At 44.9% G+C, this 14,838-nt stretch carries 8 protein-coding genes, 1 tRNA gene and 4 rRNA genes; 9 read left to right on the top strand and 4 right to left on the bottom strand.

Going from position 1 to position 14,838, the window contains the following annotated elements; translation table 11 throughout:
- Positions 1-11 precede the first annotated feature (11 nt).
- Entirely contained in the window at positions 12-1,922 is a 1,911-nt protein-coding gene (locus sps_RS24875) for an ABC transporter ATP-binding protein (protein ID WP_077754953.1), read from the bottom strand.
- A gap of 182 nt (positions 1,923-2,104) precedes the next feature.
- Here sps_RS24875 and sps_RS24870 point away from each other — a divergent pair, with 182 nt between their 5' ends.
- Positions 2,105-2,305, top strand: coding sequence for a YheV family putative zinc ribbon protein (locus sps_RS24870; protein ID WP_077754952.1), 201 nt, complete (start codon positions 2,105-2,107; stop codon positions 2,303-2,305).
- Between the two features lie 95 nt (positions 2,306-2,400).
- Here the strand turns inward: sps_RS24870 and sps_RS24865 are convergent, their stop codons facing one another.
- Entirely contained in the window at positions 2,401-3,120 is a 720-nt protein-coding gene (locus sps_RS24865; RefSeq protein WP_077754951.1) for a helix-turn-helix domain-containing protein, read from the bottom strand.
- Positions 3,121-4,207: 1,087 nt separating this feature from the next.
- On the opposite strand from sps_RS24865, the gene sps_RS24860 reads away from it, so the two are divergent.
- From sps_RS24860 to rrf (sps_RS24840), 5 genes are all read left to right on the top strand, one after another.
- Positions 4,208-5,752 (top strand): 16S ribosomal RNA (locus sps_RS24860).
- Between the two features lie 350 nt (positions 5,753-6,102).
- Positions 6,103-9,007: ribosomal RNA gene (locus sps_RS24855) — 23S ribosomal RNA — on the top strand.
- A 225-nt stretch (positions 9,008-9,232) separates the two neighbouring features.
- A 5S ribosomal RNA gene (rrf, locus tag sps_RS24850) occupies positions 9,233-9,348 on the top strand.
- A gap of 84 nt (positions 9,349-9,432) precedes the next feature.
- A tRNA-Thr gene (locus sps_RS24845) sits at positions 9,433-9,508 on the top strand.
- Positions 9,509-9,523: 15 nt separating this feature from the next.
- Positions 9,524-9,639 (top strand): 5S ribosomal RNA (gene rrf / locus sps_RS24840).
- The 16S, 23S and 5S rRNA genes sit together here with 1 tRNA gene alongside, the layout of an rRNA operon.
- A gap of 472 nt (positions 9,640-10,111) precedes the next feature.
- Here the strand turns inward: rrf (sps_RS24840) and sps_RS24835 are convergent.
- Positions 10,112-12,034, bottom strand: a complete 1,923-nt coding sequence (locus sps_RS24835) for a methyl-accepting chemotaxis protein (protein WP_077754950.1) — start codon at positions 12,032-12,034, stop codon at positions 10,112-10,114.
- 123 nt (positions 12,035-12,157) lie between these two features.
- The gene (locus sps_RS24830; RefSeq protein ID WP_169915936.1) at positions 12,158-12,469 is read right to left on the bottom strand and encodes a hypothetical protein; all 312 of its coding nucleotides are present in this window, start codon (positions 12,467-12,469) and stop codon (positions 12,158-12,160) included.
- Between the two features lie 324 nt (positions 12,470-12,793).
- Between sps_RS24830 and sps_RS24825 the strand changes: the two genes are divergently transcribed.
- Genes sps_RS24825 through sps_RS24815 form a run of 3 tightly spaced genes read left to right on the top strand, consistent with a single transcriptional unit; the run spans position 12,794 to position 14,836 of the window.
- Positions 12,794-13,840: a cytochrome-c peroxidase gene (locus sps_RS24825; RefSeq protein WP_237157942.1), complete on the top strand. Its 1,047-nt coding sequence runs from the start codon at positions 12,794-12,796 to the stop codon at positions 13,838-13,840.
- 12 nt (positions 13,841-13,852) lie between these two features.
- Entirely contained in the window at positions 13,853-14,170 is a 318-nt protein-coding gene (locus sps_RS24820; protein ID WP_077754947.1) for a cupredoxin domain-containing protein, read from the top strand.
- A 9-nt stretch (positions 14,171-14,179) separates the two neighbouring features.
- Positions 14,180-14,836, top strand: coding sequence for a c-type cytochrome (locus sps_RS24815; protein ID WP_077754946.1), 657 nt, complete (start codon positions 14,180-14,182; stop codon positions 14,834-14,836).
- Positions 14,837-14,838 lie beyond the last annotated feature (2 nt).

Below are 14,838 nucleotides of genomic sequence, written 5' to 3'. Positions count from 1 at the left end.
AGAACGCTTGTTTAGAGCTGGGAACGTACTTGAAGTTCAATGTCTTCGATACTCTCTTGAATCTCTAGCCATTCCATCTCACTTTCTTCAAGCGCCTGAGTCAGAGTCGTCCTTTCGGCTAATATTTGGGTCAATTTAGCTTTGTTTTCTGCATCATAGAGGCCCATATCGGCAAGCATTGTTTCGATCTCACTTAAGCGGTCACTAGCTTGTTGTTGTGCTTTTTCGAGTTTAAGTTGAACTTTACGCATTGGAGACAGCTTTTGTCTTAGCTCTGCTTCTAAACGTTTCTGTAATTTTTTATCTTGAGCCGGCTTAGCCTCTGTAGTGGCTTCTGCTTTATTAGCCGCCTTAGCCGCATCGAGCAACCATTGATGATAATCATCAAGATCGCCGTTGAAGCTAGACACTTGCCCTTGATCGACCAGATAGTAATCGCTACAGCTGAGTCTTAAAAGGTGTCTATCGTGAGAGACGATGATCATGGCACCTTCGAACGTTTGAAGCGCCATAGTCAGAGCATGTCGCATCTCTAAGTCCAGGTGGTTAGTCGGCTCATCGAGGAGTAATAAATTAGGCCGTTGCCATACCAGTAGAGCTAATACTAGGCGGGCTTTCTCACCACCGGAAAAGGGGCGTACAGGTGACAACACCATATCGCCATTAAAGCCATAGCCACCAAGGAAATTTCTCAGTTCTTGCTCTCTATGAGTGGGGGCTAGTCGGCTAAGGTGCTGCAATGGAGAGTCATCTAAATGCAGACTCTCAAGCTGATGCTGGGCAAAGTAACCAATATTCAGCCCTGGGTTCGTTTCATACTTACCCTTCATAGGGGCAAGTTCTTCAGATAACAGTTTAATCAAAGTCGACTTACCGGCACCATTTCGGCCTAGTAAACCTATACGAGCGCCCGGGACTAAGTTTAGCTGCACACTTTTGAGTATCTCCTTGTCGCCATAGCCCACTGAAACTTGCTCCATGGTCACTAACGGATTTGGCAGAGTCTCAGGTTCTCTAAATGACATATGAAATGGACTGTCAGCCTGCGAAGGTAGCAACTCAGCCATACGTTCAAGTGCTTTTAGTCGACTCTGAGCCTGCTTGGCCTTGCTGGCCTTGTAGCGGAAACGGTCAACGAAGGACTGCATATGTGCACGTTCTTTCTGTTGACGTTCGAAGGCGACTTGTTGCTGAGCCATACGCTCAGCGCGAATCCGTTCGAAGGCAGTATAGTTGCCTTTATAGTAATTTAGCTTGTGGTGTTCAACGTGAATAATTTCATCCACGATACCATCGATGAAATCTCTGTCATGACTGATTAAAATGAGCGTGCCTTGATAGGCTTTTATCCAGCCCTCTAACCAGTACATAGTATCGAGATCCAAGTGGTTAGTTGGTTCATCGAGTAATAAGAGATCAGAGCGACACAAGAGAGCTTGTGCCAAGTTAAGACGCATTCGCCAACCACCCGAGAAGTGTCTTACGAAATTACTCTGCTCGGCTTCGCTAAATCCTAAGCCGGCTAAAAGACTGGCTGCTCGGGAGCGTATCGCATAGCCACCTATGGCATCAATTTTACCATGTAGTTGGGCTATCTCATTGCCATTATCATCATGTTGAGCCTGAACTAGTTGGGCTTCCAGCTCTCGAAACTCAAAATCACCATCGATAACATAATCCAATGCTGAAACATCTAGTGCCGGAGTTTCCTGGGCTACTGTTGCAACCTGCCAGCCGCTAGGAAAAGAAATATCACCTTTATCCAAGCTGATCTTACCGAGGATTAGTGCCAGTAATGAAGATTTTCCAGTACCGTTGGCGCCCACTAACCCAACCTTGTGGCCTGGGTATATTGTCAGCGAGGTTTCATCGAGAAGCGTTTTAGTGCCGCGGATCAGTTGAGCTTGAGAGATGGATATCATTAATTATGATCTGACGATTTTCAGGAGTTTATTGGTACCGATGATATCTCAGAAGTGAGTTTCAGCCTAGAAGCAAAGTCAAATTCAATGACTATGGGGTTAATTGAATGAGATTGTGGCAAAATAGACTTTAAGTTGGAAAATAATTCCATAGATAGTAAGACAATAGCAGGTTGATAAAAGTGGCTGAAGTTAGAGTGAAGAAGCGTTTCGTTGCCGGTGCTAAATGCCCCAAATGCAAAGCTGTAGATAGTGTCGTACTATTTAAAGAGCTGGGCGTGGAGACTGTTGAGTGTGTTGAGTGTGATTATCGCGAGCAGCAAACCGACGAGAAAGTCGCAAAGAAGGCCAGCGGGGATATCATAGGTGTTTTTAAGCCTTAGCTCATTGCATATAACTATATAGTAGTCATAGGTTAAGAATTTAGGCTGTAGAGAGTAAAACTATCTACAGCCTAGAACTGCTTAGATAAATAAGCTTACTCCTTATTAAAGCGTTTTTCTAAAACAAAGCCCATAATCCCTGAACAAAGCAATAACACCCCAAGTATCTGTAGCCAATTGTTGATGCTTCTGGGGAGCTCTTCTTTCTTATCTAGATTATATTGCCTTTTACCCATTGCTGAATCTTCGACAAAGTACTGGCCGCGATTTTCATCGGTTAGCAGTATTACGTTGTTGCGTCGTTTCGCCATCTCTACTCGCTTAATATTGATAGCTGCTCTACCTTCTCTGGAGTCGCTATTAATCATGTTTCTCCAAGAATGAAAGATGTCACTTGGCTCGCCAGGTAAAATGATGCCCGGTGACTCATATTGGTAACGCGTTTCATCGAATAGCTGCTTGCTGTAACCAGTGTAGAAAAGCGTGACACCCAGAATAATTAATAGACTTGCCATATAAAGGTAGCGACGTAAATTATGAATGAGTACCTGTTCTTGTTGTGCCAACTTTAATTCGATGTCTGGGATCAGAATAAGCTGCGATCTGTCTTTGATTGCATCGAAACGATGAATGAATTCTTCTACTGTTATAGCTAAGGCTTTTAATAAAGCGCGAAAGATATCATTAGATGGAACGGACTTGTCGTTTTCTAATTTTGATAAGTAGGATTGCTCAATACCGGCTAGCTCTGCCAACTCTGGTTGGCTAAATCCTCTGTCTATTCTGAATTGTTTTAACCGCTGTCCTAAAGTCATGCTCTGCTCCTTGTGAGTGCTATAAAATGTAAATACAAAATTCCAATTTTTATTAATGGACTTACTTGCCGGCAATAGACTCTATTCTTGGTATTCATGGATAAATATGAAGTGGAATATCAGCTTCTATTTAGGAATATTGAGGTAATCAAGTCTATTTGGCATAAATGAGCTAGTTATGGTGAGAGTTGAAGGGACTGCATGAACTTCTGCTAGTTCGTTTGCGTTAAATGAAAGATATTAGCCACAAGTGCACACTTTTTATAGAGAAGCTGCCAAGTAGAAGTAAGCCGATAGTTTGGAAAGTGAGTAGAATGGATATGAGTTGAGCGAAAATCAGACGAATTATGCATGTTTGTGGGTAAGTTTGTGGGTAAGTGGTGTGTAGCGTGTGCTTAAATATCTATTTTTAAATAAAGTGATTTTATATCTAAAAACCCCTTGTGCTCTGGGCTGACTTCCCTATAATGCGCATCCACTGACACGGCACAGCAGGCCATCTAGACTAATTATTAAAGCTTATAAACAGTCGAAAGATTAGATAGTACGGGACTTGCAGCAGTGTTAGAGAGTTTATTTCTTCGGAATTTAACTCAGGTGAAAAGTGCTTTAAGAGCTTCGGGTTTTGTTTGGTTCTCACAATAGTGATTAACAAATCATCACTTGGAAATCTTCTTAAAATAAGCCCTTGACGCCAACTACGGAGAGTGTAAAATACGCCTCCCTAGCCAAGACGAATAGCCTTGGCCAGTAAGTAAAAGCCTTCGACCTAGCGTCAACGGCGGTGCTACTTAGCACCACGTTCTTTAACAATTCAAAACAAGAAATCTGTGTGGGCACTCACAGGTGTTGAGTTATTCGAAGCCATCTTACTTTGTAAGTGGCAACAAATTTTCTCAATGAACCACTGAGTGACCATAGCAACTTTGGTTTCTACTTTCTTACTCTCACGAGCAAGCAAAGTAAATTCAAAGAAGCAAAATATGTAAGCTTCATTGACATTCTCTTTATAGAGAGTGGTTAATGAAAAACAGTATAATTCGTTGAGCCGATGTCATTTTCGAAAGGAAGTGCATCAAAAAAACTTTAATTGAAGAGTTTGATCATGGCTCAGATTGAACGCTGGCGGCAGGCCTAACACATGCAAGTCGAGCGGAAACAGGAAGGTGCTTGCACCTTTGCTGTCGAGCGGCGGACGGGTGAGTAATGCCTAGGGAACTGCCCAGTCGAGGGGGATAACAGTTGGAAACGACTGCTAATACCGCATACGCCCTACGGGGGAAAGGAGGGGACCTTCGGGCCTTTCGCGATTGGATGTACCTAGGTGGGATTAGCTAGTTGGTAAGGTAATGGCTTACCAAGGCAACGATCCCTAGCTGGTCTGAGAGGATGATCAGCCACACTGGAACTGAGACACGGTCCAGACTCCTACGGGAGGCAGCAGTGGGGAATATTGCACAATGGGCGAAAGCCTGATGCAGCCATGCCGCGTGTGTGAAGAAGGCCTTCGGGTTGTAAAGCACTTTCAGCGAGGAGGAAAGGTTGTAGTTTAATAAACTATAGCTGTGACGTTACTCGCAGAAGAAGCACCGGCTAACTTCGTGCCAGCAGCCGCGGTAATACGAGGGGTGCAAGCGTTAATCGGAATTACTGGGCGTAAAGCGTACGCAGGCGGTTTGTTAAGCAAGATGTGAAAGCCCCGGGCTCAACCTGGGAATTGCATTTTGAACTGGCAAACTAGAGTCTTGTAGAGGGGGGTAGAATTTCAGGTGTAGCGGTGAAATGCGTAGAGATCTGAAGGAATACCGGTGGCGAAGGCGGCCCCCTGGACAAAGACTGACGCTCAGGTACGAAAGCGTGGGGAGCAAACAGGATTAGATACCCTGGTAGTCCACGCCGTAAACGATGTCTACTCGGAATTTGGTGTCTTGAACACTGGGTTCTCAAGCTAACGCATTAAGTAGACCGCCTGGGGAGTACGGCCGCAAGGTTAAAACTCAAATGAATTGACGGGGGCCCGCACAAGCGGTGGAGCATGTGGTTTAATTCGATGCAACGCGAAGAACCTTACCTACTCTTGACATCCACAGAACTTTCCAGAGATGGATTGGTGCCTTCGGGAACTGTGAGACAGGTGCTGCATGGCTGTCGTCAGCTCGTGTTGTGAAATGTTGGGTTAAGTCCCGCAACGAGCGCAACCCTTATCCTTATTTGCCAGCACGTAATGGTGGGAACTTTAGGGAGACTGCCGGTGATAAACCGGAGGAAGGTGGGGACGACGTCAAGTCATCATGGCCCTTACGAGTAGGGCTACACACGTGCTACAATGGTCGGTACAGAGGGTCGCAAAGCCGCGAGGTCAAGCTAATCCCACAAAGCCGGTCGTAGTCCGGATCGGAGTCTGCAACTCGACTCCGTGAAGTCGGAATCGCTAGTAATCGTAGATCAGAATGCTACGGTGAATACGTTCCCGGGCCTTGTACACACCGCCCGTCACACCATGGGAGTGGGCTGCACCAGAAGTAGATAGCTTAACCTTTCGGGGAGGGCGTTTACCACGGTGTGGTTCATGACTGGGGTGAAGTCGTAACAAGGTAGCCCTAGGGGAACCTGGGGCTGGATCACCTCCTTACCTATACGACTAACTTAATATTTGTTGAGTGTTCACACAGATAACTTGTTCTTGTTAGAGCGAGAAACGCACCTTTACGGTGTAGTTTGTTCTTTAAAAATTTGGAAAGCTGATAGTGTTAATGCGAAAGGGACTATTGTGAAAGCGACGTCGTAAGATGAAGTGATAGCAGTGGTTAATAGCATTAGCGCGAAAAATAAATAATTGAGTTCTCAAACACTTAAATCAAGTGCCGACTCATTCATTATAGATTCTTGTAAGAAAAGGTCTTTAACGATTGAGTCATGAGTATTCTTTTGGCGAAAGTAAACACCATTAGTTGCGATACAACAAACTTATGTGGGTTGTATGGTTAAGTGACTAAGCGTATACGGTGGATGCCTTGGCAGTCAGAGGCGATGAAGGACGTAGTAACTTGCGAAAAGCGTTGGCGAGCTAGTAACAAGCATTTGAGCTAACGATGTCCGAATGGGGAAACCCACTCACATAAGTGAGTATCACTACATGAATACATAGTGTAGTGAGGCAAACCCGGGGAACTGAAACATCTAAGTACCCGGAGGAAAAGAAATCAACCGAGATTCCCCTAGTAGCGGCGAGCGAACGGGGATTAGCCCTTAAGTCTATAGGGTGTTAGTGGAATGAGTTGGAAAGCTCAGCGGCACAGGGTGATAGCCCCGTACATGAAAACTAACTATAGATGAAAACGAGTAGGACGGGACACGTGACATCTTGTCTGAACATGGGGGGACCATCCTCCAAGGCTAAATACTCCTGACTGACCGATAGTGAACCAGTACCGTGAGGGAAAGGCGAAAAGAACCCCTGTGAGGGGAGTGAAATAGAACCTGAAACCGTATACGTACAAGCAGTGGGAGCGGTTCTTGAGACCGTGACTGCGTACCTTTTGTATAATGGGTCAGCGACTTACATTTTGTAGCGAGGTTAAGCGAATAGCGGAGCCGTAGGGAAACCGAGTGTTAACTGCGCGTTTAGTTGCAAGGTGTAGACCCGAAACCCGGTGATCTATCCATGGGCAGGTTGAAGGTTGAGTAACATCAACTGGAGGACCGAACCGACTTATGTTGAAAAATGAGCGGATGACTTGTGGATGGGGGTGAAAGGCCAATCAAACCGGGAGATATCTGGTTCTCCTCGAAAGCTATTTAGGTAGCGCCTCGAGCGAATACCATTGGGGGTAGAGCACTGTTAAGGCTAGGGGGTCATCCCGACTTACCAACCCTTTGCAAACTCCGAATACCAATGAGTACTACTCGGGAGACACACGGCGGGTGCTAACGTCCGTCGTGAAAAGGGAAACAACCCAGACCATCAGCTAAGGTCCCAAAGTTATTGCTAAGTGGGAAACGATGTGGGAAGGCTTAGACAGCTAGGAAGTTGGCTTAGAAGCAGCCATCTTTTAAAGAAAGCGTAATAGCTCACTAGTCGAGTCGGCCTGCGCGGAAGATTTAACGGGGCTAAGCAATACACCGAAGCTATGGGTACTAGTGCTTGCACTAGTGCGGTAGAGGAGCGTTCTGTAAGCCGTTGAAGGGAAAGGGGTAACCCATCCTGGAGGTATCAGAAGTGCGAATGCTGACATGAGTAACGATAAAGGGAGTGAAAAACTCCCTCGCCGAAAGACCAAGGTTTCCTGTCCAATGTTAATCAGGGCAGGGTAAGTCGACCCCTAAGGTGAGGCCGAAAGGCGTAATCGATGGGAAACAGGTTAATATTCCTGTACTTCTGCTAACTGCGATGGAGAGACGGAGAAGGCTAGGCTAGCGCGGCGTTGGTTGTCCGCGTTTAAGGTTGTAGGTTGTATTCTTAGGCAAATCCGGGAATACGCATTAAATTGCAAGACTGAGGACTGATGACGAGACCCTAAGGGGTTGAAGTAGTTGATGCCATGCTTCCAGGAAAATCTTCTAAGCTTCAGGTTAGTAGGAATCGTACCCCAAACCGACACAGGTGGTTGGGTAGAGAATACCAAGGCGCTTGAGAGAACTCGGCTGAAGGAACTAGGCAAAATGGTACCGTAACTTCGGGAGAAGGTACGCTGCCGGCGGTGATGGGACTTGCTCCTTAAGCTGCTGGCAGTCGCAGATACCAGGTGGCTGCAACTGTTTATCAAAAACACAGTACTGTGCAAACTCGCAAGAGGAAGTATACGGTATGACGCCTGCCCGGTGCCGGAAGGTTAATTGATTGGGTTATCTTCGGAGAAGCTCATGATCGAAGCCCCGGTAAACGGCGGCCGTAACTATAACGGTCCTAAGGTAGCGAAATTCCTTGTCGGGTAAGTTCCGACCTGCACGAATGGCGTAATGATGGCCACGCTGTCTCCAGCCGAGACTCAGTGAAGTTGAAATTGCGGTGAAGATGCCGTATACCCGCGGCTAGACGGAAAGACCCCGTGCACCTTTACTATAGCTTGGCACTGAACATTGAACCTACATGTGTAGGATAGGTGGGAGACTTTGAAGTTGGGACGCTAGTTCTGATGGAGTCAACCTTGAAATACCACCCTTGTAGTTTTGATGTTCTAACTCTGGCCCCTGAATCGGGGTTGAGGACAGTGCCTGGTGGGTAGTTTGACTGGGGCGGTCTCCTCCCAAAGAGTAACGGAGGAGCACGAAGGTTGGCTAAGTACGGTCGGACATCGTACGGTTAGTGCAATGGCATAAGCCAGCTTAACTGCGAGACATACACGTCGAGCAGGTACGAAAGTAGGTCATAGTGATCCGGTGGTTCTGTATGGAAGGGCCATCGCTCAACGGATAAAAGGTACGCCGGGGATAACAGGCTGATACCGCCCAAGAGTTCATATCGACGGCGGTGTTTGGCACCTCGATGTCGGCTCATCACATCCTGGGGCTGAAGTCGGTCCCAAGGGTATGGCTGTTCGCCATTTAAAGTGGTACGCGAGCTGGGTTCAGAACGTCGTGAGACAGTTCGGTCCCTATCTGCCGTGGGCGTTGGATGATTGAAGGAAGCTGCTCCTAGTACGAGAGGACCGGAGTGGACGAACCGCTGGTGTTCGGGTTGTTATGCCAATAGCATTGCCCGGTAGCTACGTTCGGAATCGATAACCGCTGAAAGCATCTAAGCGGGAAGCGAGTCCTAAGATGAGTCATCCCTAGGAATTTAATTCCTCTAAAGAGCCGTTCGAGACTAGGACGTTGATAGGCAGGGTGTGTAAGCGTTGTGAGGCGTTGAGCTAACCTGTACTAATGACTCGTGAGGCTTAACCATACAACCCAGATGGGTTTGTAGCGTTAATGTTGATTACTTTACAAGCACAAAAGAATACGAACTTGATTTAAGTTGGTCATAAAATGCTTCTGTATTTATGACATAGAGTACATCCGTGTACTAGACCCAATTATTTAACGCTATTTAGACGATTTCTGAATAGCCAGCTTTCTAAATTCTTTTACCTTTAGCTTTTTTAAAAGCTGAAAGTAATCGCCAAATTAGTCTGGAAACCATAGCATTGTGGCCCCACCTGAACCCATCTCGAACTCAGAAGTGAAACACAATTGCGCCGATGGTAGTGTGGGGTCTCCCCATGTGAGAGTAGGTCATTTCCAGGCGCCTAATTACCGTATTGTTTAGCTGTTAAATTACATTTCGATGTATCACATAAGACTAAATTAGCGAAAGAAAAAGAAAATATTGCTGATATGGCTCAGTCGGTAGAGCGCATCCTTGGTAAGGATGAGGTCCCCAGTTCGATTCTGGGTATCAGCACCATTTTTAGAAAATTTGTCTGGAAACCATAGCATTGTGGCCCCACCTGATCCCATCTCGAACTCAGAAGTGAAACGCAATTGCGCCGATGGTAGTGTGGGGTCTCCCCATGTGAGAGTAGGTCATTTCCAGGCGCCTATTTTACTCGTAAAGAGTAGTATTTAAGCCCGCTACGATGTAGCGGGCTTTTTTACGTCTGAAATTTATCGTTTAACAGCTTTTGAAATGACCACTCGTTCATGGGGAATATAAAGAGTCCTCACGTAGTGAGGTTCATTCCATTTGATAGTTGGGGGAAGGTTCTGCGTTTATCAAGCATAGTTTGATGCTAGGTTTGAGCGCGAAGGGTCTATTCGAAGCTGGCCATTGGAAGGTGCTTTTGGACTTCGTATATACGCTCCTCGAAGGAGCAACCCGCCGCTGAGCGGACTCTCCCGCTTCGAAAACCTAAACAATAGGGTTGAATGCTGCCCATGCAGAACTCCTGAATTTCATCTCCATGTGAGAACTGGTCATTTTCAGTCGGCGTATACACGAAATCATCTACTTCACATGCAGCGCAAAGCTGCTTATGTAGTGTGGCTGATATGCTTATAACTTAGTGTGTTATATCTTGAATCTGGCTACCAATTCGTTGAGTTGTACTGCCATCTCGCGTAAGTCACTACAGTCTACCGATGTTTGTTGGACAACTTGGCTGCTGGTACTTGAGATATCTGCGATAGCGGTGACATGTGGGTTTATCTCTCCAACTACGTTTGATTGCTCTCCCGTTGCCGTGGCGATCTGGACGCTCATCTCGTTCATCACCTTGATGTTTTCAGAGATACTTTGTAAATGTTCGCCGGAAATAGTCGCTTCAGCTTGGCTGTCACTGCTTAGCTCTGTACTTCTTTCGATAGCCTCTACCGCCTCATGGGTCTTAGCTTGTAGCTTCTCAATAATGCCTTTTATCTCTTCAGTTGATGCATGGCTTCTTGAGGCTAGAGTTCTGACTTCATCTGCCACTACAGCAAAGCCTCTACCTTGTTCACCCGCTCTAGCGGCTTCAATGGCTGCATTGAGGGCGAGTAGGTTCGTTTGTTCTGATACGGCACGGATAACTTCCAGTACTGTATCGATTGAGTTGGCATCTTCTGCAAGCTGGCTGATGGTCTGGCTGGTGTTGAGTAGTTGCTCACTCATGGTAGAAACGCTTGAAATCGTTTTCTGGACCGACATGTTGCCTTGTACGACAGCCTCTTCTGCTACTTGTGCATTTTCTGCCGCATTATTTGCACTGCCGGCAATCTCTTCTGCTGTCATCCCCATTTGGTGAATTGCAGTGGCAATCTGTTCTATTTTGCTAACTTGATCTGTGATGTCTCCCTCCATATGTTTTGCTTGGTTATCTATTCTTTCAACTGCCTCATATAAGTCGTTTCCCGTCGCAGATACACTTCTTAGGGTGCTGCTCAAATAGCTAACAAATTTGTTGTAACCTCTGGCCATATTACCTACTTCATCATGCCTAGATTCATCCAAGCGTATGGTGAGATCTCCCTCACCATCTCCTATCGCTTCTAGCATGTTAGCTAGTTCGCCGAAGGGGGATATTAGTCGATTTATTAACCAAGCGCTGATAACCATAAATAGGATCGCGATAATTAGCCCCATAACAGCCACAGACCAGGTGGCTCGATTCAGGGGGCCAAATATTTCATCACGGGGAACTTGTGCAACAAGATACCAGCCAATTTCAGGTAAATAACGACTGGCAACTAGCATATCGGTACCAGAGTCTTGGTACTCAGTGGTTGAAAATGCTTGTTTTTGTAGGAGTGAACTAGTGTCAATGTCTCCAAGGTTCTTGATATTTTTACCTATGTTACCCGTGTCCGGATGTAGCTTTATTATTCCCAGCTCATCGGTGAGGAATACGATGCCATTAGTGCCTATCTGGTACTGTTTAATGCTGGTTGCTAAACTCGCTAAAGATAACCCTACCCCAGCAACTGCGTTGGGTTTACCGTCGACTTTCATTAGGTAATTGATGAAGAGGGTTGGTGTCTGATTACTTTCATCAATATCTAGACTTAGATCGTAATCTTTTCCACTGGCCATAAAATTATAAAACCACTGATCCTTTGGATCTGATTTTGAGATGGTCTTAAATACCCCATTTTGAGTGAAGTAACGTCCACTCTCGGATGAGACCAAGAAGGCTGCTATTGTGCCGAACTTCTGCTGAATGTTATTCAGGTAATTTATGATTTTTTGATGACTATCAGGCTTGTCTCCTGAGCGAATAATTTGTTGGTAATCGACGTTGTTTGCCATGACTTTTGCAATAGTAATAGGCATAAGTAACTGGGCGTCTATGTCGTTAGCGACTTCTCCTAGTACAGCTGGAAGCTCCCTGTCTAAGGTGCTCTCTAAGATTATAGAGCGACTGGTACTGAGTGAGTAGACGCTGATGATCAATATAGACAACACGACAGAAGCCAAGGTAGTGAGTACTACCTTGCGCCGGATATTCAGTTTCAACATTTTAAGCTCTCCTATGCTGCCATAAGTATAGGAGATGAATATGATTTTGTATGGAAATTAGATATCGTATTGTGGAAGAGTTATCTGAGTGTAGATATCAAAATTATAAATAATTAGAGTGGATTAATCGCAGAAACCTTCATGCAAAAATAGATGCCTAGTTTGGTTAAATCTAGATTCTTCTGCAGTAATAAAATTAATGGCTAGCTGATATTTTGCTAGAAGAAATTTTTCTTGTTTAGCTATTTCGTATTCATTCATAACTATATTCATTGCTTCTTGAGTCCACTCAGGCTCACCTAAACCAATATCATTGTCATCAGGATCATAGTTAGTCACCATCCAATCCTGAAGCTGATCTGAGCTTATCTTCTGCTCTCCCCAAGACTTAATTACATCGAGAAGCTGTTGTTTAGTGATATTAGGTTTGACCATGAGAGTTGCCATTATAAAAAAATATTTCAGGAGGCGGAGAGTAACCCTATTTCGCTTATTTATCGAGGGGCAGCTAATCATCGGGTTTGTTAGTAGAGGCAAATCATAACAATTGGCTTAGATTTTTAGAGGTGTCTTATTTTCAAATTTATTTAACTAACTGTTCTTAAGTGTGTGTGTTTTATGATTATAACTTTTAGCGGTCATTCTGTATTTCTTAGTGTAGATATTCTGTTTTCAGTTCAAACGAATAGCTTGCTCTATACTTATACCGATTGGTATTAGATTCGAAAGCTTAATCTTGCCGAGTTTTAGGTGGCCTCCTTGAAGACATTGATTCATATAGCACTAATGGTATCTGCGCTCAGTTTATCAAATTCATTGAGTGCTGAAGACTTGAATGGGTATATTTTTGAACCGGGTCACTCGAGTTTGCAAAAGTGGCTGTTGCCTAAGGTTGCCCCCTCGCCAGAGAACAACCCCCAAAGCCAAGAAAAAATACAATTAGGGAAAATGCTCTTCTTCGATCCCAGACTCAGTGGCGATGGCAGTATGTCCTGTGCAAGCTGTCATAATCCTATGCTTGGTTGGTCAGATGCACAACCTGTCGCCAGAGGGCATAAGAGCCAGTTGCTGCAACGTGCTACACCAACAATAACCAATGCTGGCTTTAATCATATACAGATGTGGGATGGAAGAGCCAAAACACTGGAAGAGCAAGCTATCGGCCCTATGGAAGCCGTAATGGAAATGAATAGCAATTTTGAACAATTGCTTAGTCTGCTCAAAAATACTCAGGGGTATGTTGATGCATTCGAAGTTGTGTTTCCTACTGAAGGTATTAATAAAGAAACGGTGGTAAAGGCGATAGCTAGTTTTGAGCGCACCGTTGTCAGCAATAACTCACCCTTCGATGCTTGGGTGAGGGGGGATAGATTAGCTATGACGATCTTACAAATCCAAGGGTTTAAGCTGTTCATCGATCCAGGTAAAGGCAATTGTGCCGTGTGCCACAGCGCGCCAAATTTTACTGATGATGGTTTTCATAATATTGGGCTTGTTTCTTTTGGGGTTGAAGAGCCTGATTTGGGAAGGTATAGAGAGCGCCCATTAAACTTGATGAAAGGCGCTTTTAAGACACCAACTTTAAGAGATATTTCGTTATCTGCCCCCTATTTTCATGATGGTTCCGCTGAGACTCTTGAGGATGTTTTAGCATTTTACAATCTTGGTGGTGAAGTGAAAACGAATCTCTCACCCAACTTGAAAACCCAGTCCCTTACCCAAGATGAAATGGCTGCCATTATCGCGTTTCTACAAGGTCTGAGTAGCGCTCCTAAGAGCATTACATTACCCCTGTTGCCACAATAACTGGAGACACCCATGAAGATATTTATCTTAACATTTGGTATTTGGCTTTCTATTCAGACGGTAAACGCCACTGAAGAGTTTGTCGTGTCCCAGAAAGATAAAGCCTTTAGTGTTGAAACAATCTCAATTAATGTCGGCGATACGATTTATTTTTTAAATGCGGATCCCTTTTTTCATAATATCTTTAGCCTTTCTGACACTCAATTTTTTGATCTGGGATCTTATCCCAAAGATGAGTCTCGTCCGGTTGTATTTACTACTCCGGGCTTAGTTCAAATCGAGTGCGCGATCCATTCTCAAATGATGCTAACAGTCGAAGTTAAAGAGTGAGCGGCTTTCATGACTCATACTGTAGCGATAGCTTTTACTTTTACCCTTTCACTCTTTTGTTTGGACATTTATGCCGTAGGCTTGGATCGGGGCGCTAAGGTTTATGCCGAACGTTGTGTCCTATGCCATGGTAATACTGGCACGGGTGATGGTTATCTACCACTGCGAATTAACGATTATCCTGAGACAAATTTGTTTATCAAGATAAAAGCCGCAAGCAGAAAGCAAGTGATCTCTGTGGTCACTAAAGGTGTGAATCAAAATATGCCGCCATGGGAAGATGAGTTATCTCTTTTAGAGATTGCTGATGTGGCTGATTTGATCATTTACTTAAGGGAGGATACTGAATCTGCCGTTGCCATGTTAAATAAGTACACCAGCAAACTGCTACGAAGTTTAGAGGAAGGTAAGGTCATATTTGAAACCCGGTGCTCCTTGTGTCACGGAATGGGTGGTAAAGGTGATGGGCGCCTTTCAAAGCTTATCACCCAGCCTTCTCCTGCTAATCTAACTCAAAGTCGGCTGTTAAGGGCATCCATGTTTGACATAATCACCTTGGGTGGTCAAGCCGTCGGGCGATCATCTAAAATGCCTCCTTGGGGAGAGGTGCTGAGTGTTAATGAGATCAATGCAGTGACCGATTACGTTAAGACATTAAGGGATTAGCC

This window comes from Shewanella psychrophila (genome assembly GCF_002005305.1).
GTDB classification, from domain to species: Bacteria; Pseudomonadota; Gammaproteobacteria; order Enterobacterales; family Shewanellaceae; genus Shewanella; species Shewanella psychrophila.
The sequence above is the reverse complement of the archived record's forward strand: the minus strand, read 5'-3'. Positions and strand labels throughout refer to the sequence as shown.

What these genes read in the sequence shown, in the direction of transcription:
- sps_RS24875 (WP_077754953.1), bottom strand. Translation starts at nt 1,922, where the DNA reads ATGATATCCATCTCTCAAGCTCAACTGATCCGCGGCACTAAAACGCTT.
- sps_RS24865 (WP_077754951.1), bottom strand. Translation starts at nt 3,120, where the DNA reads ATGACTTTAGGACAGCGGTTAAAACAATTCAGAATAGACAGAGGATTT.
- sps_RS24835 (WP_077754950.1), bottom strand. Translation starts at nt 12,034, where the DNA reads ATGTTGAAACTGAATATCCGGCGCAAGGTAGTACTCACTACCTTGGCT.
- sps_RS24830 (WP_169915936.1), bottom strand. Translation starts at nt 12,469, where the DNA reads ATGGTCAAACCTAATATCACTAAACAACAGCTTCTCGATGTAATTAAG.
- sps_RS24820 (WP_077754947.1), top strand. Translation starts at nt 13,853, where the DNA reads ATGAAGATATTTATCTTAACATTTGGTATTTGGCTTTCTATTCAGACG.
- sps_RS24815 (WP_077754946.1), top strand. Translation starts at nt 14,180, where the DNA reads ATGACTCATACTGTAGCGATAGCTTTTACTTTTACCCTTTCACTCTTT.